The organism is Providencia sp. PROV189 (assembly GCF_028480065.1).
GTDB classification, from domain to species: Bacteria; Pseudomonadota; Gammaproteobacteria; order Enterobacterales; family Enterobacteriaceae; genus Providencia; species Providencia stuartii.
In genome coordinates this window covers 14792-33627 of the sequence record NZ_JAMPOG010000042.1, presented here as the reverse complement: position 1 = coordinate 33627, position 18836 = coordinate 14792, and the positions used below count along the sequence as shown (strand labels likewise).

Sequence of the window (18836 nt, the reverse complement as noted above, 5' to 3'; positions counted from 1 at the left end):
ACAAAAAAGGGAGAAAGGTGGGCTCCTTTCTCCCTAACGGGTTAACTAAACAGCTCATTATTTTTATTATAATGCTTTGGCTAACAGGCTTATCGGGTGTTCACATTTTTTACTGGTCGACATCTCTATCTGCCATTTACAGGTTTCGCAATCTGTAATCACCATATCAACCCCACTGTCTTCAATTTGGCGAAATAACCCTGCGCCAATCCCTTGAGAAACTTCATAGTTTTCTTTTTTAAAGCCGTATGTTCCTGCAATACCACAACATTGAGAATCGAGTACGATCAATTCAACGCCAGGTACACGCTTAATCAACTCCAATGTGTATGATGTCCAACCCATTTTTTCCATATGACAAGGCGTATGATAAGCCACTTTCAGAGGTGTATGCTTGAGTTTAAGCTCTCGGCCTTGCTCTAATAAGCGATAGATATAACGTGTTGCTAATTCAATGTTATCGCGCATTTGTGAGGTATCGACATCTAAAACATGTGTATACTCATCACGGAGTGTAAAAGTACACGTCGATGACGTTGCAACAACCGGAATATGTTTCTCAAGGATGGTTTCTTGTAGCGATTCTAAATTAACATTTGCTTGCCGCTTAGCTTGTTTCATAAAGCCATTCGCAATTAACGCCACACCACAACATTTTTCGCGTTTTAATAGTTGAACGCCAATTCCCATTCCATTAAACACTTTAATTAAGTCTTTACCGAGCTGTGGATGGTTATAATTGACATAGCAACCATGGAAAAAGGCAACTTGCTCTGCAAATTTTTGTTGTTCCGCCGCTTGTTTTGCATACCAACGTCTAAATGTTCCAAAGGAATATTTAGGCAACTCCCGACGATGGTCAATTTTTAAAGCTTTATCGAGAATTTGACGAACTGGTTTTAGCCCCGTGATGGTATTTACCACTGGAGCAAAAGGTGTCGATAGTGATCCCATTAAATCGGTATGACTGAGTATTGCATCACGTAATTTCGGCTTTTGTTGGCTGTATGTATTACGAGCACGAGCAATAATATCGCCTATTTTAACATCCGATGGGCATGCAACTTCACAACGTTTACAGTTAGTGCAATATTTCAATGCCTCATCATATAACATTGGGTCTTTTAAACGTAAACGCTCACCATCAGGACCCGCTTGTTTTGGCCCAGGATATAACGGATTAACTTTCGCTACAGGGCAATAGGTCGTACAAACAGTACATTTAATACAACTTTCAAAGCTTGCATCCTGAATACTCATTGCGCCACCTCCGCCTGCATGGTTCTTTGTCGTTCAAAATAGCCCACAATTTCATTTGCTGCATGTAAGCCACTTATCAATGAAACTCCCGCACCACAACCTTCAGTTAAAGGGTCAAAACCGCCTAAAACCGCGCCTGCCACATAGAGATTTTCGAAAGTTTGCCCCTCTTTTTGTGCCCGTAGATGCTCATCTGTTTGAACACCAAACGTCATATATGGCTGTGAAGCAAAAAATGCTTTATTGGTCCACTGTGCACGCTGAGGAATATGGCATAAATCAAGGTTCATTAATGGCTCATAAATACGATCGAACTCAGCAACAAGCCCATTATTAAAAAAACTGCCGGTGGCTAAGACAAACTGAGAAGCCTTGAGTGAAATATCACCATGATTACGTGTATTCACTGATTCTATGCGTGACCCAATACAATTCACTGAAGTCACCTTATCACCCGGCATGATGATCCCACCTTGACGGCGAAATTGACGTAACAGCATCTCATGCAATCGGATCCCCAGTAATGAAGGGGGTAATGTAGGCAACAAGTAGATGGGTTTACCAAGCTGCTTTTGTAGCTCAAGCAAAGGCTCTTCACTATCTAATCCGATACACGCTGGCATAAAAATAGTATCAGAATCAACGACTAGTGGTGCTATTTCAGCCACTATTTGCGCCATGTTTTCAGGCCTATCTAACCAACGTGCCACATTGATAGCTCTAAATTCGCTGGGGTTTTCTCTAAGTCTATCAAGGAGCGGCAAATGAACATAATAAGCACTCGCACTGACTCCCTCTCTTTGCAACTCATCAGACACCATTTGCGGCTGAAAATCTAAAAAACCTTCAATACCAACAACCGCTATTTTTCCCATATCCATTTTTTTATGGAGGTTAACTGTAGGCACAAACTCAGGACTCAACCATGTTAGGCGCTTATGACCCAATGGCGTTATGCGATAATGATTTTCATCGCTAGAACCTTTAAGTTTCACACCACTTTGCTGTAATAGTGTCTCTGCAAGATGAGTGAGTTTAATCACCGAAAGTTTACCAAGCCGGCTATACGGGTGTTCTGGCGCCTGCTCACTCAGTTTATCTAGGGCATCTAATGGTTTTTCTACGCTTTGGCCATCGGGTAAATGCGTTAATAAATCCAAAGAGCCAGATGAAAAGTGCAACGCATTTTGCCCTGCGCTCACAATAGCACAAGATAAACCTGATTGAGTTAAGCGAATACCACAGATAAGCCCAGCGAGCCCCCCGCCCATCACGACTGCATCATATTTCATGGTCAGCCTCCTCGTTAGAAACCTTATCTAAGGTACTTTCATTCATGCCACATAAGCCATGGTAAACCCAACTAGTAAATTCACTTTCTCGCAATGCATCCCCCCAAGCGATAGGTCTTACGCCTTTCCAACGCTCATTCAAAAAATGTCCTAGCTGCTGTTCGGTTTCATGTGGTGTTGTCACATTAAAACGGTTTAATAACCCAGCGGCTCGGCAAGCACATAACTCACCTTGGCATGTTCCCATGCCAACGCGAGTCCGACGCCGTAAATCAAGTAAGTTATTAACTGTTAATGAGTTAACAGCATAACGTACTTCACCTGCGGTAACCGCTTCACATTCACAAACAAGGCTCTTATCTAGTCTATCGGTCGTTAATATCGCGGTAGCACGGTCACCATGACGATAGACTGCAGAACCACGAATGGGGGCAGGAATTGAAATAACGTTACGCAGTGCCTCTTCAGCACTATGTTGCGACCCTGGTAAAGGGGCATCTGCTGTAGTGCATTTGGCGGTATGCCCTAATTTTTCACACACTTTATCTGTTGCCCATTCTGCCATGAGGCGATAAGTCATTAATTTACCACCAGTAATTGTGATAAAGTTTTCAAGGCCATCGCGTTTCGCATGGTCCAACAACACAATACCGCGACTCACATTACGTCCAGAAGGATCATCATCGCTGGCAACTAGTGGCCTAACCCCCGCATAAGCGCGCAATATGCGTGTTTTCGCTAATGCGGGTGAGAGCATTGAACCTTCGCGGATCAAAATATCGACCTCTTCCGGTGTCACATACATATTATCAATTTGATCATATTCGATGTGTGTCGATGTTGTGCCGATCAGTGAAATCGTATCTCCAGGTACCAAAATATCCGCATCAGCAGGCTTGCGGCAGCGGTTAATAACCATGTTATTTAATCGGTGGCCTAAGATCAGAAGCGCACCTTTTGCAGGGAACATTTTGATTTTCAGATCTGCGTATTCCGCAATTTTTTGTCCCCAAATCCCCCCAGCATTAACCACAATTTCAGCATAAATATCATATTGTTGTTTAGCTTGATGATCGTAAACTGTTACACCGCGTACTTTATCACCTTCTCGAATTAGTCCGATGACTTCATGATAAGTGAGCACTTTCGCACCATGTTCGCGAGCATCCAGCATATTAGCTGCGGTTAAACGAAAAGGATCAACAGTACCATCAGGCACTCTCACAGCACCGATCAATTGGGGATTGACTGACGGCTCAAGGCGGATCGCTTCTGCGGGGTCGAGAGCATGAGCATCAATACCTACCGCTTGGCAAGCTTGAATAAATTGCTGTTGGTATTCGAGAGAATCTTCAGGCAACGTAATAAATAAACCGTCAGTTTTCTCAATACAATGATGTGCAATACGTTTTAGTATCTTGTTTTCTTCAATACACTCTCTTGCTGATTCCCCGTCCGTGACAGCATAGCGAGCACCACTATGTAGCAAGCCGTGGTTGCGTCCTGTTGCGCCTGTTGCAATATCATGCCTTTCGAGTAAAACTGCTTTCAATCCTCGGCGGGCGCAATCACGAGCAACACCTGCACCTGTTGCGCCACCACCGATAATGATGACATCCGTTTCAGTCACAGATGAGCCATTCATGTCGCATTCCTCACATTAATCAACATTACTTTTAGTATGGTCTATTTTTATAATCTATAACTAAATATAGACAAGAAACGTGCTTGATGTTTGATAAGGAACAAAAACGAAAGCAATCAAACCAAAATTAGCGATAAAAAGACAAAATTCGTGATGTTAATCACAATAATTTCATCTGTTATGGTTTCTTTTCCTCCTTAAATGACTTTAACTATGCCTCCCATAAATAAAACAGATATTTGTGCAGTAGATTACAGATAGAATGTTTTTTTATGACTATCATAAGAGCACTTATGAAAGAAATTGCTCGAAATTAAATTCGAATACTTTCGTTTTTATCACTCTATCAAGAATAAACACTCACAGTCTTTTATATAGAAAATATAAGAGATAAGAGTAAATAACGATTAATAAGCCATCGGAGGCTATATGTTAAGCATTTTTAAGCCAGCACCTCATATATCGAGGTTGCCAGCAGAAAAGATAGATCCAGTCTATCGCCGACTACGCTGGCAAATCTTTATCGGGATCTTTTTGGGTTATGCTGCCTATTATTTGGTAAGAAAAAATTTTGCCCTTGCTATTCCTGCCTTAACCGAACAAGGTTTCACAAAAGGTGAGCTAGGTTTTGCCTTATCGGGAATTTCATTTGCCTATGGTATTTCTAAATTTATCATGGGGTCATTTTCTGACCGTGCAAACCCTCGTTACTTTTTGCCAGCAGGTTTGATACTAGCCGCTTCCGTAATGCTGATTATGGGCTTTGTACCATGGGCAACTTCTGGTGTTTGGATCATGTTTGGGCTGCTATTTATATGTGGCTGGTTCCAAGGTATGGGATGGCCACCTTGCGGTCGTACTATGGTGCACTGGTGGTCACAAAAAGAACGAGGTGGTATCGTTTCAGTTTGGAACTGTGCGCATAATGTTGGAGGCGGCATTCCAGCGTTGCTATTTATGTTAGGTATGGCATGGTTTAATGACTGGAAAGCGGCATTCTATATGCCAGCTTTCGCTGCCATCATCGTTGCACTAATAGCATTCGCACTCATGCGTGATACCCCACAATCTTGCGGTCTTCCCCCAATCGAAGAATACAAAAATGACTACCCTACAGATTATAAAGCATCTGATGAGCAAGAACTAACAGCAAAAGAAATTTTCATGAAGTATGTTTTCCCAAACAAACTGTTATGGATGATTGCTATTGCGAACGTATTTGTATACTTACTACGCTATGGAATTTTGGATTGGTCACCAAGCTATCTACAAGAAGCTAAGCATTTCAACATAAAAGAATTTTCTTGGGCTTACTTCTTATATGAATATGCAGGAATTCCAGGAACATTACTGTGTGGTTGGATGTCTGATAAAGTCTTCCGCGGTAACCGCGGAGCAACAGGCGTCTTCTTCATGCTCTTAGTTACAATTGCTACGATTGTATTCTGGTTGAACCCAGCCGGTAATCCAAACGTTGATATGGCTTGTATGATAATTATCGGTTTCTTAATCTACGGCCCTGTTATGTTGATTGGCCTGCATGCTCTTGAACTGGCACCAAAAAAAGCAGCGGGGACTGCGGCTGGCTTTACTGGATTGTTTGGTTACCTTGGAGGCTCTGCTCTAGCAAGCATTATTATCGGATATACTGTTGATACCTTCGGTTGGAACGGTGGCTTTGCCGTCATGATCGGTGGCTCTGCACTCGCTGTAGTTTTACTCTTTATTGTGATGATTAGCGAATCTAAACACAAACGTGAATTAGCGAAAATGAACTAACACTTCATTAAAGATTCACGTTAACGCACTAAGCTCTGGGCTATATCAAAAAACGATATAGCCCTTTTTTTACCAAAAAAGTGACAAGGAGATACAATCATGCACTTCCCATTAAAAACATTGGTGGCAAGTATGGTTTTAGTGATGTCAGCTTCAGCGGTGGCACAAGCCGCCGAGAAAGTCGTGATCGCACACCGTGGTGCCAGTGGTTATCTACCAGAACATACATTACCAGCAAAAGCGATGGCTTATGCGCAAGGCGCCGACTTTCTTGAACAAGATTTAGTCATGACTAAAGACAATGAGTTAGTGGTACTTCATGACCATTACCTTGATCGCGTGACAGACGTCGCTGAGCGTTTTCCTAATCGAGCACGTCAAGACGGCCGCTATTATGCTATCGACTTTACTCTTGATGAAATCAAATCATTAAAGTTCACTGAAGGGTTTGATATTGTCGATGGCAAGAAGGTTCAGAGCTACCCTAACCGCTTCCCCATGGGCAAATCTGATTTTCGGATCCATACCTTCCAAGAAGAAATCGAATTTGTTCAAGGTCTGAATAAATCGACAGGGAAAAATATTGGTATCTACCCTGAAATTAAAGCCCCTTGGTTCCACCAGCAAGAAGGCAAAGATATTACGAAAAAAACACTCGAAGTCTTGAAACAGTATGGTTATACCGATAAAAACTCGAATGTTTACCTTCAATGCTTTGATGCAAATGAACTCAAGCGTATTAAGAACACCTTAATGCCTGAAATGGGGATGAATTTAAAACTTATCCAGCTGATTGCCTACACTGACTGGAACGAAACACAAGAACAGAAACCAGATGGAACTTGGGTTAACTATAGTTATGATTGGATGTTTAAACCCGGCTCAATGAAGGAAGTCGCTAAATATGCAGATGGTATTGGTCCTGACTACCATATGTTGGTTAGTGAAGATTCAACACCTAACAATATTAAACTGACGGGTATGGTAAAAGATGCCCATGCCAATAATATGGCGGTACACCCTTATACTATCCGGGTCGATAAATTGCCAAAATACGCTAAGGATGGACAACAACTCTTTGATATTATCTACAATCAAGCTGACGTAGATGGTGCATTCACTGATTTCCCTGACTTAGGTGTACAGTTTCTCCAAAAACAGAAACAGCATCCATAATCACTAAAAAGCAGATTGCAGCCCTTTGGCTGCAATCTACACTGTTAAGCGATTGTGACAGGGAAAGCAATCACATCACTGATCTTTTCAGCCTTTAACGCAATCATAATCAAACGATCGACGCCAAGAGCCACACCAGAGCACTCAGGTAAGCCATGGGTTAGCGCAGCAAGCAAATGCTCATCAATTGGATGAACAGGCAACCCCAAGGCTGCACGTCGACGGTTATCTTGCTCAAAACGCTGGCGTTGCTCTTTCGCGTCGGTTAATTCACGAAAGCCATTCGCCAATTCCATACCTTTAAAATAAACTTCAAAACGTTCTGCAACACGATGATCTTCAGTACTAATTTCTGCTAAAGATGCTTGAGTTGCAGGAAAATGATACACCACAACTGGTTTTTCTTTACCGATATGAGGCTCTACGCCCATCGTAAATAACAGTTGCAACAGTGTATCTTTATCTTCTTCGTGCTCAGCGACATTACTCAAATCCAACCGAGCAGCGACTTCTTTTAACTCGCTTTTTTCTGCCGAGAGAGGGTCGATATCTAAATGACGTAAAAAGGCTTGTTGATAAGAAAGTAATTCAGCACTTTCACAATCCAGCACCTGTTGAAGCAAGTCATCCACTTCATTAATTAAACGGTACATATCATAATGTGGGCGATACCATTCAAGCATCGTGAACTCAGGGTTGTGGTGTCTCCCTGCTTCCTCATTACGAAAACTACGACAGAGTTGGTAGATTGGTCCACTGCCCGCTGCCAATAAACGTTTCATGTGGTATTCGGGGCTGGTCATCAAATAGAGATCGACCCCTTGTGCTGCACCGGGCCCCACAAAGCGGGTATTAAAAGGTACAAGGTGAATATCTGTGATGGTCGCCTGACTCATGGCAGGAGTTTCAACCTCAAGCACACAGCGCTCTGTAAAAAAACGTCTAATTTCAGCGATGATTTTTGCTCGCTGTAGTAGGTTAGCGATGGGTGCGCTTGGCTGCCAGTCCGCTACTTCACTCATTAATATAACTCCAAAATAAACACAGTCGTGCAGTTTACTCACCTCTTGCCTGACAAACAATCCATTCGCACTAATCAAATGTAATTGATGTATAAGCTGCCGTAATAATCGCTGTAGACAAACAAAAATATAGCAAGGTGAGCGAAATAATGCGTGATTATCCTCGGCTTCAATCGATTAAGCAAAAAAACGTTTTTATACCATTAATCCTTAAGTCAACTTGAGAAAGTAATCATGATTATTTCTAATATGATGTTAACCTGATGTTATAAATGACATTCATTATTAATAAACAAATAGGTTATTATTTCGTGAAAGGAAACGTCAGAAATAACAGCACAAACATACTGTATTTAATTTTTGTGTAAATCTTTAGGACAAAAAATACAAGCTAACAACATTTTTGTTATTATTCTCTTTAGGCCAGTCGATTCCCAATCGTACAAATAGATTTTCCCTCCATCCATTTTGCTAAAGATGATGGTAATTATTTGAATTTATGTTTTTTTTACTCATCACCATACTTAAAATGCCACGTATGAAAAAACAATTAATAAAAACTTGGCATAGATCACACTTTATAGGCTAAATCACCTAAAACCCCCCTCTATATCAAATTTATCATGAGGACTATTCGCTATAATTCAAAGCATGATAAGTCATTATTAGCTATTATATTATTTACTATTAAAAAAGAGAGTTTTTGCAGTATCACATTACGTGGCACTGACAAGCAGATAGCTAAGTATCAAAAGTATTTAAAAGAATTTATCAATTTACACTTGAACAATGGAGAAGCGCAGTGCAAACCTTCAATGCCGATCTAGCGATTATCGGGGCCGGGGGCGCAGGCTTACGTGCAGCGATTGCTGCCGCAGAAGCAAATCCCAACATCAAGATTGCTCTGATCTCAAAAGTTTACCCTATGCGTAGCCATACCGTGGCTGCCGAGGGGGGATCAGCCGCAGTAACTCAGGCCCATGACTCCTATGACTATCATTTTAATGATACGGTTGCTGGTGGAGACTGGCTGTGTGAGCAAGATGTCGTCGAATATTTCGTCGAACACTGCCCAACAGAAATGACTCAACTGGAACTATGGGGCTGTCCATGGAGCCGTAAACCAGATGGTTCAGTTAACGTCCGTCGTTTTGGCGGTATGAAAATTGAACGTACATGGTTTGCAGCCGATAAAACTGGCTTCCATATGCTCCATACCCTCTTCCAAACCTCATTAAAATATCCTCAAATTCAACGCTTTGACGAACATTTTGTCCTAGATATCATCGTCGATGAAGGCCAAGTTCGCGGTCTTGTCGCACTCAACATGATGGAAGGCACAAAGGTTCAAATCCGTGCCAATTCTATCGTCATGGCAACTGGCGGTGCTGGACGTGTTTACCGCTATAATACTAATGGTGGTATTGTAACTGGTGATGGTATGGGCATGGCTTTCCGACATGGCGTACCACTGCGTGATATGGAGTTTGTTCAATATCACCCAACTGGCCTACCTGGTTCTGGTATCTTAATGACAGAAGGTTGCCGCGGCGAAGGCGGTATTCTTGTCAATAAAGATGGCTATCGCTATCTACAGGATTACGGAATGGGCCCCGAAACGCCACTCGGTAAACCTGAAAACAAATATATGGAACTCGGTCCTCGTGACAAAGTTTCACAAGCGTTCTGGCATGAATGGCGTGCTGGCCGCACAATTAGTACCCATCGTGGTGATGTTGTCTATCTAGATTTACGTCATCTTGGTGCAGAAAAACTACATGAACGCCTACCTTTCATTTGCGAACTAGCAAAAGCTTATGTCGGTGTTGACCCAGTCACTGATCCAATTCCTGTTCGTCCGACCGCTCACTATACGATGGGGGGTATCGAAACAGATCAAAACTGTGAAACTCGCATCAAAGGCTTATTTGCTGTTGGCGAATGTTCTTCTGTCGGTCTCCACGGTGCAAACCGTTTAGGCTCTAACTCATTAGCTGAGCTTGTTGTATTCGGTCGCTTAGCGGGTGAGCAAGCCGCAAAACATGCAGCAGAAGCAACCCCAGCGAATGCAAATGCTATTGAAGCACGTACTCGTGATATCGAAGATAATCTGAACAAACTTCTCAACCAAAAAGGTAAAGAAAGTTGGGCGAAAATCCGTGATGAAATGGGTATGTCAATGGAAGAAGGCTGCGGTATTTACCGTACCCCTGAATTAATGCAAAAAACCATTGATAAGATTGCAGAGTTGAAAGAGCGCTTTAAACACGTTGAAATTACCGACCATAGCAGCGTTTTCAATACCGATCTGTTGTATACCATTGAGCTTGGATTTGGCTTAGATGTTGCCGAATGTATGGCACACTCCGCACTCAATCGAAAAGAGTCTCGTGGTGCACACCAACGTCTCGACGAAGGCTGCACTGAACGTGATGATGTGAATTTCTTAAAACACACATTGGCATTCTATAACCCAGAAGGCGCACCTCGTCTTGAATACAGTGATGTGAAGATTACTAAATCTCAGCCAGCAAAACGTGTTTATGGTGCAGAAGCTGAAGCTCAAGAGAAGGCAAACAAGGAGCAAGCTAATGGATGATATGAAACACTTAAAAATGGAGATCATGCGCTACAATCCTGAAACGGATAATGAGCCCCATTTAGTGGCATATGATGTCCCTTATGATGAGCAAACCTCATTGCTGGATGCTTTAGGTTATATCAAAGATAACCTTGCGCCTGATCTGTCTTATCGCTGGTCTTGCCGTATGGCGATTTGTGGTTCTTGCGGCATGATGGTTGATAATGTTCCCAAACTGGCGTGCAAAACTTTCCTACGTGACTACCCTGAAGGGTTGAAGGTAGAACCGCTAGGCAACTTCCCGATCGAGCGTGATCTGGTGGTTGATATGACTCACTTTATTGAGCGCTTAGAAGCTATCAAGCCTTATATCATTGGTAACGATCGTAAGCCTTCAGAAGGTCCGAATAAGCAGACTCCGGCACAGATGGCAAAATACCATCAGTTCTCTGGATGCATTAACTGTGGCTTGTGCTATGCCGCATGCCCACAGTTTGGTTTGAATCCTGAATTTGTTGGTCCTGCTGCAATTACCTTGGCTGAGCGCTACAACTTAGATAACCGTGACCACGGAGCAAAAGAACGCATGCCATTATTGAACGGTGATGATGGTGTCTGGAGCTGTACATTTGTAGGCTACTGCTCTGAAGTCTGTCCTAAGCATGTTGACCCAGCAGCTGCAATCCAGCAAGCGAAAGCAGCCAGCGCGCAAGACTTTATTATCGCCATGCTGAAGCCACGATAAGGAGAATTGAAGTCATGACTACAAAACGTAAACCCTATGTAAGGGAAATGAAGGGCGACTGGTGGCAAAAGTTAGGTTTCTACCGCTTTTACATCGTACGTGAAAGTACCTCCGTTCTTCAGCTATGGTTTAGCCTTTTAGTGTTATTCGGCGTATTCGCATTAAAAGGTGGTCCAGAATCTTGGGCAAGCTTTGTTGGATTTTTAAGTAATCCAATCGTCATTATTATCAACATTATTACACTGGCTGCGACGCTACTTCATACCACAACATGGTTTAATCTAGCTCCAAAAGCCGTCAGTATTATCGTTGGTGATAAAAAAATGTCACAAGAGCCAATTGTTAAAGGTTTTTGGGCATTAACGATCTTAGTTACGGCAGCGATTTTAGCGATCGCACTGCTATTTTAATCAACGGAGGATCTGATGAATCTAACGCCTAAACGTTCCGATGAACCGGTTTTCTGGGGATTATTTGGTGCCGGTGGTATGTGGAGTGCCATTGTTGGACCTGCTATCATCATTCTCTTGGGAATATTAATCCCATTAGGTGTTGCACCTGAAATGCTAAGCTATGAGCGTATTGTCGCATTCTGCCAAAGCTTTATCGGGCGTATTTTCTTACTGCTCATGATAATTCTACCAGTATGGTGTGCTATGCACCGTATTCACCACACACTGCACGACTTTAAAGTGCATGTCCCAGCATCAAAATGGGTATTTTATGGTGGTGCGGCGATTATTAGCGTGATCGCTATTATTGGTGTCATTGCTCTGTAACAGCTTTCCTGATCCCTCATATGCCTCACCGCTATGAGGGATTTTTCATTATACTGCCTCTCATCTCCCTTTCTATTTCCACGTTATTAAGCCGCTCTCTGGCTACTGTAATGACCGTTTCTTTATCAAAACTAGCGATTTCAATAAATCTGCTATGGCATGAATGATTACCCTACATGGTGCTATCCAAACTAGATTTGACGATACCTGTATTATCCACTATTGCGTAAATCAATATGTTCGACGCAACGGCTTAACCCAACACTAGGGTGTCCTATTGGCACTCAACATCTTGGGCTATTATTTTTCTCACCAATTCTCGGGAAATGGCCCAATAAATAAGAGCATCATCCTATTCTTTTGCTCCCTGTTACAGAGTCTCATTGATAACAGATGTAACAGCCTTCTCAACCTACTGAGAGATTTAATTAATAAGGTGCCGCATTCCTGTTAAGTTAATTGCTACATCTATTATCGGCAAGATTACCAGACAATATTCACCTTATTCACCGTTTATGATTATCCCCATTTTTATGCTTACTTTTTTATGTTTGACTTGTTGTCTTGAATCAGCGAAAAATCAATAAAGAAGAAAAATAACATATCTGAGATATCACGTTAGTGTATTTCCCTCAATGATAAAACTGCTTTGATTATTACTGGTTGTGTTTTTTATCATGTAATTAATGGGTCAATTTTAATTATTAAAAAATAGAGAGGGGATCCCAATTTTAGACATTGAGATCCCCTCTATTTTATCAATAGATTTTTAATCATTTAGCAAAATGATTTAATTATCTAAAAAGTCTTTTCTCATTGGTACGAATATATCTAAAATTTCACCATTAGATAAACATTCACAGCGATGTTTCTCATTTGAAGGAATATAAACAACATCACCTTCTCCAACTTCTTTAGTCACATGCCCCACTTGATATCTAAATTTCCCTTTGAGTATATAACTCATTTGTTCATGTGGATGAGCGTGTAAGTCACCTGATGTACCGGCTGTGAAAGATAATCTTGCTATCATCATATTTTCACTGCCAGGGAACAACTTACGTCGCGTACCTGAGGCAATGTTTTTTGCCTCTATTTCCTTATCGAAAATAAACATTATGACCTTAACTTTAAATAATATAGCTGTTTAATTTGATTTTTCTAACGATTCATTATCAGGCGTAATCGGCTTAATATTTCTTAACATCACTAAATAAACCAATGCCCCTATTGCACAAGCAATACCAGATACAATTAATGCCCAAATAAACGAACCGGTTGCTGCAATAATATATCCAGTCACAATAGGTCCTAAAATACCGCCACAGTTAGAAACAGCGCTTTGCATTCCACCTAAGACCGACGTCATATTTCGTGGTGCAACATCTCCTGGTAAAGACCATATTGCTGAGGCTGCAAATGCGAGTGCCGCATAAGATAAGCACAGTAAAAACATCATTAAAGTAACAGATTCAACTAACCCCGAAAATGCGATACTGGTTGCAATCAGCATGCCGCCCACAATCGGTAATTTACGAGCAAGGTTGATATTATTATATTTAATATACAGATAATCTGTCGTCCAACCACCCAGCCATTGACCTGCGATCCCACATAGTGGTGGTAACATGGCAGCAAATCCCATTTCTTCTAAACTCATGCCTCGTTCCATCATTAAATAAGCAGGGAACCAAGTAATAAAGAAATAAATGGCGTAGTCCAACATAAAGAAGCCGATACACATAGCTTGTACATTGCGATAACGGATCAACTGATACCACTTCATCGGCTGGATATTATCAATACCATCTTTTTTAATTTGCCCATCACGAATATAAGCAAGTTCTTCAGCACTAATTTTTGGGTGTTGTTCAGGATCGTGATATACCTTTAACCATGCAAAAACCCAGAGAACCCCTAATGCGCCGCAAATAATAAATGCTGATTCCCAGCCCCATTTTGCAATGATCCACACCACTAATGGCATTGCGAACGCTGTTCCAAACTTAGAACCACTATCAAATAATGCCGTTATTCTGCCGCGTTCACGATCTGGAAACCATTTTGCCGCAATACCACTATTACATGGATATGCCCCCGCTTCCCCCATTCCCATTAGAATTCGCGTGGAAATAAAACTCAGTGGTGTTTTGGCTAATGCTGTGGCAGCCGTTGCTAATGACCACCACAACACAGACCCTGCCAACGTTTTTCTTTGACCATATTTATCCGCAATAAAACCCGCTGGTATTTGGCATAATGCATAACTCAAGAAAAACGCCGACATTATCCATCCCATCATCTCTGGCGAAATTTGCAGTTCTTCTGAGATAGTCGGTGCTGCTGCAGACATAACAGTTCTATCTAAGTAATTAATAACAATCGCAAGCGTCATTAATATCGCTATCGAAAACCTTATTTTTGTACCTTTGTTCTTATTTTTCATCGTAACCATACCTTTTAATAAGGAGAGGAAACCAGATAGTGTTGTCACTATCTGGCTTATGTATATGAAGTTACTTAAACAAACGCTCTGGATTAACTGTGAATTTCGCTAATTTATCGATGTCTAGCTCAATACCAAGCCCCGGTAATTTTGGGATCGTTAAATACCCTTGCTCATCCACTTTAAATGGTGTTTTAACAATGCCATCAATATATTGGCTACCACCGATAAACTCGACAAAATCCACTTGTGGGAAGGCTGCAGCCATTTGTAAGTCGGCCGCCAGCCCCATTGCGGTATTCCAACCGTGTCCAACATACTTAACACCAAACTCATCAGCCAGCCATGCGATTCGGCGTTGCTCTGAAATGCCGCCCACTTTCGTCACGTCAGGTTGAACAATATCGAATGCCCCCTGAGAGAGCCATGGTAAGAAAGATTGACGACGGGTTAACACTTCACCACCCGCAATCGGCACTGGGCTTTCTTTACGCAGCACTTTAAAGTCCTCAAGGTCATCCGGACGTAACGCTTCTTCAAACCAACCAACTTGATATTCCGCTAACATATGCGATGTTTGGATTGCCCATTTCAAGCCATTTGGCCAATATGCATCACTTGCGCCCGCATCAACTAACAAGTGTGATTCGTAACCTGCCGCATCCCTTGCTGCCTCAACAATTGCTCTATCTAATTTGGCATCATTGTTACGTCCAAATGGGCCCCAACCAATTTTAAATGCTTTAAAACCAAGCTTTTTATAATCAGAGATCACGTTGAACATCGTCTCTGGTTCTTCCATGAGTAAAGAGCAATACGGCTGTACTTTGGAACGATAATTACCGCCAAGTAACGTACTTACGGGGAGTCCTGTTGCTTTACCTAAAATGTCCCACAATGCAATATCAATGCCGCTAATCGTATGTGTTAACGTTCCCCCGCGCCCCATCCAAAATGTATTTTGTCTAAGTTTTTCAGACACTCTTTCTGGCTGTAATGCACTTTCACCAATACATAAAGATGCTAGTACAGGGATGGCGGCTTCAACTAAGCGACCATCAGTGAATACGCTGCCGTACCCCGTGATGCCAGCATCAGTGTGCACCGCAATAATGGCGTGGATCGAATCTTCTGGTTTGATTTCATTGGACCATCCCCCTTTTGGGCTCTCCCCAAATAAAGGCACGGCAACAATTTCAGTAATTTTTATATCTTCAAGCATGTTGTTCATGTCTTTTCCTTCTCTTGCTTAACTGAATTTGAAGCATTTAACAACATTGTAAGATTGTATACAATATTCAATTGTTGAATATGTGATCCATTCTGGGTTTATCTCCCCCTCGAAAAAATATCGCAATAGTGGGTTTTTTATTGGTTTATTGCTGGCCAATGTGATAATTTTGATGCATTAAAGGCGCAATCAACTACCAATTAATTCTTTGATTAGTAACAAATTTAATAGGCTAAACATCATGACAGTTGGAAAAGGGCAACAATCGCAGAAAATCACCTCGCAAGAAGATTACTGGAAGCCAATCAAAGCAAGGACACTCACTGATGATGTGGTAGATAAAATTGTTGAGGCGGCAACCCGTGGATTTATCCTGCCAGGGGATCGTATTGTTGAAAAAGAAATTGCAGAAAAAATGAATGTCAGCCGTGTTCCTGTTAGAGAAGCCTTAAGAGTATTAGAAAGCCAAGGGATCGTGATTAATGAGCCATTTAAAGGCATTCGAATGGCCCCTGTTTCAGAAGAGAGGCTGGATGAACTGATCGAAGTCAGAATTCTATTAGAACGACAGGCTATTAAAACCTTTATCGCCAAAAATAAGCATTTAGATCCACAATCTATCGAACAGTTAAACCAGTGTATTGTGCAAATGGCGCGAGCAGCAAAATTAGCGGATAGCTATGAATTCTCGCTTTGTGACGTGAATTTCCACCGAACATTATGCCAATTAAGCGGTAACAATACCCTAACCGCATTATGGGAAAACGTCTCTAAGCAGTTGACCATTATCATTGGGATATCAACCTTTACCAAGCCTATGGAAGAAATTATTGATGAGCACAAAGTGCTATTAGATAAAATACGCTCAGGGGATCTCAATATTCTAGAAATTGAAATCAAAGAGCATATTCGCAATCAAAATAAAGAGATTAACTTCAATCAAGCTATTGATAAAAAAAGAGAACCCAAGTAAGTAAACCTAGCATAGCTTCCTGATAAAGAGGCAGTGTTAATGAGCACACAAGTGAAAACACCTAGCACCTAACCCGAAAAAGAGCATGTTGACTAATGAATAAATGTCTCAGGGAAATTATTTCTACAGGATTTGGAAATATAACGGCGAATTTGGGATCTTCAACGTACTAAAGAACACAAACCTCTAGTCTATATTTTTCGGCACATTTTCACTGATTGAAACTTTATCATCTCCCGTCAATACGGGCGCCTATTTGCCCCCGTATTGACGAGCATATTTATTTTAGCTTGAAACTTTTAAGCCAATTAAACCAATAATAATTAACCCAAGGCTAAGTAAGCGGAATATATTGGCTGATTCACCCAAGAAAATAATCCCGACAATGGCCGTACCAACAGCACCTATACCTGTCCATATTGCATAAGCGGTTCCTGCGGGCAAATCACGCATTGCATAAGCTAATAACCCCATACTCGCAATAATCGCGACGATTGTAATAATACTTGGGGTAAGACGTGTAAAACCGTGAGTGTATTTTAGGCCAACGGCCCAAACAACTTCTAATAAACCGGCAAATAAGAGGATGATCCAAGCCATTGCTTTTCTCCCGAATGTAACCGGGGTCGTCCCCATTATTTAATTAACGTGTGCACTCATCCATATTTGGCTTACAGTATTGTCGACTAAACCCGATTGTATCGGTTTATATGCTTCTATTGTCGTTCTACTGCACTTCAAACGGTTTAGAGTACATATTCAGGTCGTCCTGAAAACGTGAAGTGAAATATCATTATAAATCCTCAATTTCCCCAACTCAAGTAATAAAAAATAACAAATTAGCTGCAATCAACAATAGAAATTTACATATTTGTACTGTATTAAAATTTCTATCGCGAAATTATACAACCAGAGGTAGAGTAGAAAGCTTCACTTACGACAGCCATTGAGAGTAGCATGAGCTTCAAAGATATATTACTCGCCCTGTGTGTGGTTATCATTTGGGGTGTTAACTTCGTGATCATTAAGCTCGGCGTTACCGCGCTTCCACCGTTATTATTAGGGGCATTGCGTTTTATATTCGTGGCATTTCCCGCTATTTTTTTCTTTAAACGCCCAAAGATCCCCTTCAAATTATTACTCTTGTATGGGTTAACGATTAGCTTTGGTCAATTTGCTTTCCTCTTTTGTGCCATTCGTGTCGGTATGCCCGCTGGGGTCACATCCGTTATTTTACAATCCCAAGCCTTTTTCACCTTACTCTTAGGTGCCGTCATCTTAAAAGAATCTCTACAAGCCACCCATTTCATAGGAATGCTAATTGCCGTCGTTGGGCTAACAATATTGGCTAAAGGTGCAACAGCCGGTGGCTTGGATGATATTCCATTATTAGGATTAACTTTTACGCTAATCGCAGGGCTTTCATGGGCATGTGGTAATATCACCAATAGGATGATTATGCACAATCAGCAAGAGGAAAAATGCAGTGCACTCTCCTTGGTCAGTTGGAGTGCTCTTATCCCTATTATCCCTTTCTTAATAAGCTCATGGCTATTTGAAGGTGAAGAGGCCATTGTACAAGGCCTATCTGATTTTAATTGGTCAGTATTTGGCACCATCATTTACCTTGCTTATCTATCTACTTTTGTGGGTTATGGTTTGTGGGGTGTTCTATTAGGCCGCTATGAAGCTTGGCGGGTTGCTCCTTTTTCTCTGTTGGTGCCCGTATTCGGCCTAAGCAGCAGTGCATTATTCCTTGATGAGCATATAAATAGCATACAATTTGCTGGGTTGATACTCATCATGTTTGGGCTGATTATTACCTTATTTGGTAAAAAGCTCATCCAACGGATCAGAAGCCATTAAGCCAAACTAGGCAGGGTATAGACTTTCAAGCTCTGCCTATG

At 41.5% G+C, this 18836-nt stretch carries 16 protein-coding genes; 8 read left to right on the top strand and 8 right to left on the bottom strand.

What is annotated here, in order from left to right:
• Window positions 1-66 precede the first annotated feature (66 nt).
• The 3 genes from glpC to glpA are packed head-to-tail and all read right to left on the bottom strand — an operon-like array spanning window position 67 to window position 4197.
• Window positions 67-1260 carry an anaerobic glycerol-3-phosphate dehydrogenase subunit GlpC gene (glpC, locus tag PR833_RS17935; protein WP_014657520.1) on the bottom strand — a complete coding sequence of 398 codons (1194 nt, stop codon included), beginning with the start codon at window positions 1258-1260 and terminating at the stop codon, window positions 67-69.
• A complete protein-coding gene (gene glpB / locus PR833_RS17930) occupies window positions 1257-2552 on the bottom strand; it encodes a glycerol-3-phosphate dehydrogenase subunit GlpB (protein WP_053109812.1) in 1296 nt (431 codons plus the stop codon). The genes glpC and glpB overlap by 4 nt, the downstream gene beginning before the upstream one ends.
• The gene (glpA, locus tag PR833_RS17925) at window positions 2542-4197 is read right to left on the bottom strand and encodes an anaerobic glycerol-3-phosphate dehydrogenase subunit A (protein ID WP_072502747.1); all 1656 of its coding nucleotides are present in this window, start codon (window positions 4195-4197) and stop codon (window positions 2542-2544) included. The genes glpB and glpA overlap by 11 nt, the downstream gene beginning before the upstream one ends.
• Window positions 4198-4626: 429 nt before the next feature.
• On the opposite strand from glpA, the gene glpT reads away from it, so the two are divergent.
• Together glpT and glpQ are read left to right on the top strand one after the other, a co-directional pair.
• A complete protein-coding gene (glpT, locus tag PR833_RS17920; RefSeq protein ID WP_072502746.1) occupies window positions 4627-5976 on the top strand; it encodes a glycerol-3-phosphate transporter in 1350 nt (449 codons plus the stop codon).
• Between the two features lie 99 nt (window positions 5977-6075).
• Window positions 6076-7152, top strand: a complete 1077-nt coding sequence (glpQ, locus tag PR833_RS17915; RefSeq protein ID WP_036942962.1) for a glycerophosphodiester phosphodiesterase — start codon at window positions 6076-6078, stop codon at window positions 7150-7152.
• A gap of 44 nt (window positions 7153-7196) precedes the next feature.
• Here the strand turns inward: glpQ and epmA are convergent, their stop codons facing one another.
• Window positions 7197-8174: an elongation factor P--(R)-beta-lysine ligase gene (gene epmA / locus PR833_RS17910; protein ID WP_072502745.1), complete on the bottom strand. Its 978-nt coding sequence runs from the start codon at window positions 8172-8174 to the stop codon at window positions 7197-7199.
• Window positions 8175-8976: 802 nt separating this feature from the next.
• Between epmA and frdA the strand changes: the two genes are divergently transcribed.
• Genes frdA through frdD form a run of 4 tightly spaced genes read left to right on the top strand, consistent with a single transcriptional unit; the run spans window position 8977 to window position 12279 of the window.
• Window positions 8977-10773: a fumarate reductase (quinol) flavoprotein subunit gene (gene frdA, locus PR833_RS17905; protein ID WP_004925792.1), complete on the top strand. Its 1797-nt coding sequence runs from the start codon at window positions 8977-8979 to the stop codon at window positions 10771-10773.
• Window positions 10766-11500, top strand: a complete 735-nt coding sequence (locus PR833_RS17900; protein WP_004925796.1) for a succinate dehydrogenase/fumarate reductase iron-sulfur subunit — start codon at window positions 10766-10768, stop codon at window positions 11498-11500. The genes frdA and PR833_RS17900 overlap by 8 nt, the downstream gene beginning before the upstream one ends.
• 14 nt (window positions 11501-11514) lie before the next feature.
• Window positions 11515-11910, top strand: a complete 396-nt coding sequence (gene frdC, locus PR833_RS17895) for a fumarate reductase subunit FrdC (protein WP_004925800.1) — start codon at window positions 11515-11517, stop codon at window positions 11908-11910.
• A 15-nt stretch (window positions 11911-11925) separates the two neighbouring features.
• Window positions 11926-12279 carry a fumarate reductase subunit FrdD gene (gene frdD / locus PR833_RS17890; protein ID WP_004925804.1) on the top strand — a complete coding sequence of 118 codons (354 nt, stop codon included), beginning with the start codon at window positions 11926-11928 and terminating at the stop codon, window positions 12277-12279.
• 790 nt (window positions 12280-13069) lie between these two features.
• On the opposite strand, the gene PR833_RS17885 is transcribed toward frdD, so the two are convergent.
• The 3 genes from PR833_RS17885 to PR833_RS17875 form a co-directional block, all read right to left on the bottom strand.
• Window positions 13070-13396 carry a cupin domain-containing protein gene (locus PR833_RS17885; protein ID WP_014657514.1) on the bottom strand — a complete coding sequence of 109 codons (327 nt, stop codon included), beginning with the start codon at window positions 13394-13396 and terminating at the stop codon, window positions 13070-13072.
• A 30-nt stretch (window positions 13397-13426) separates the two neighbouring features.
• Window positions 13427-14725: an MFS transporter gene (locus PR833_RS17880; RefSeq protein WP_014657513.1), complete on the bottom strand. Its 1299-nt coding sequence runs from the start codon at window positions 14723-14725 to the stop codon at window positions 13427-13429.
• Between the two features lie 70 nt (window positions 14726-14795).
• Window positions 14796-15956: a mandelate racemase/muconate lactonizing enzyme family protein gene (locus PR833_RS17875; RefSeq protein ID WP_004925816.1), complete on the bottom strand. Its 1161-nt coding sequence runs from the start codon at window positions 15954-15956 to the stop codon at window positions 14796-14798.
• A 241-nt stretch (window positions 15957-16197) separates the two neighbouring features.
• Between PR833_RS17875 and PR833_RS17870 the strand changes: the two genes are divergently transcribed.
• Window positions 16198-16929: a GntR family transcriptional regulator gene (locus tag PR833_RS17870; protein ID WP_004925825.1), complete on the top strand. Its 732-nt coding sequence runs from the start codon at window positions 16198-16200 to the stop codon at window positions 16927-16929.
• A gap of 285 nt (window positions 16930-17214) precedes the next feature.
• On the opposite strand, the gene sugE is transcribed toward PR833_RS17870, so the two are convergent.
• A complete protein-coding gene (gene sugE, locus PR833_RS17865) occupies window positions 17215-17529 on the bottom strand; it encodes a quaternary ammonium compound efflux SMR transporter SugE (protein WP_014657512.1) in 315 nt (104 codons plus the stop codon).
• A 357-nt stretch (window positions 17530-17886) separates the two neighbouring features.
• Between sugE and PR833_RS17860 the strand changes: the two genes are divergently transcribed.
• Window positions 17887-18795 (top strand): EamA family transporter, encoded by a 909-nt coding sequence (locus tag PR833_RS17860; RefSeq protein ID WP_014657511.1) that lies wholly within the window; start codon window positions 17887-17889, stop codon window positions 18793-18795.
• The last annotated feature ends 41 nt before the right edge of the window (window positions 18796-18836 follow it).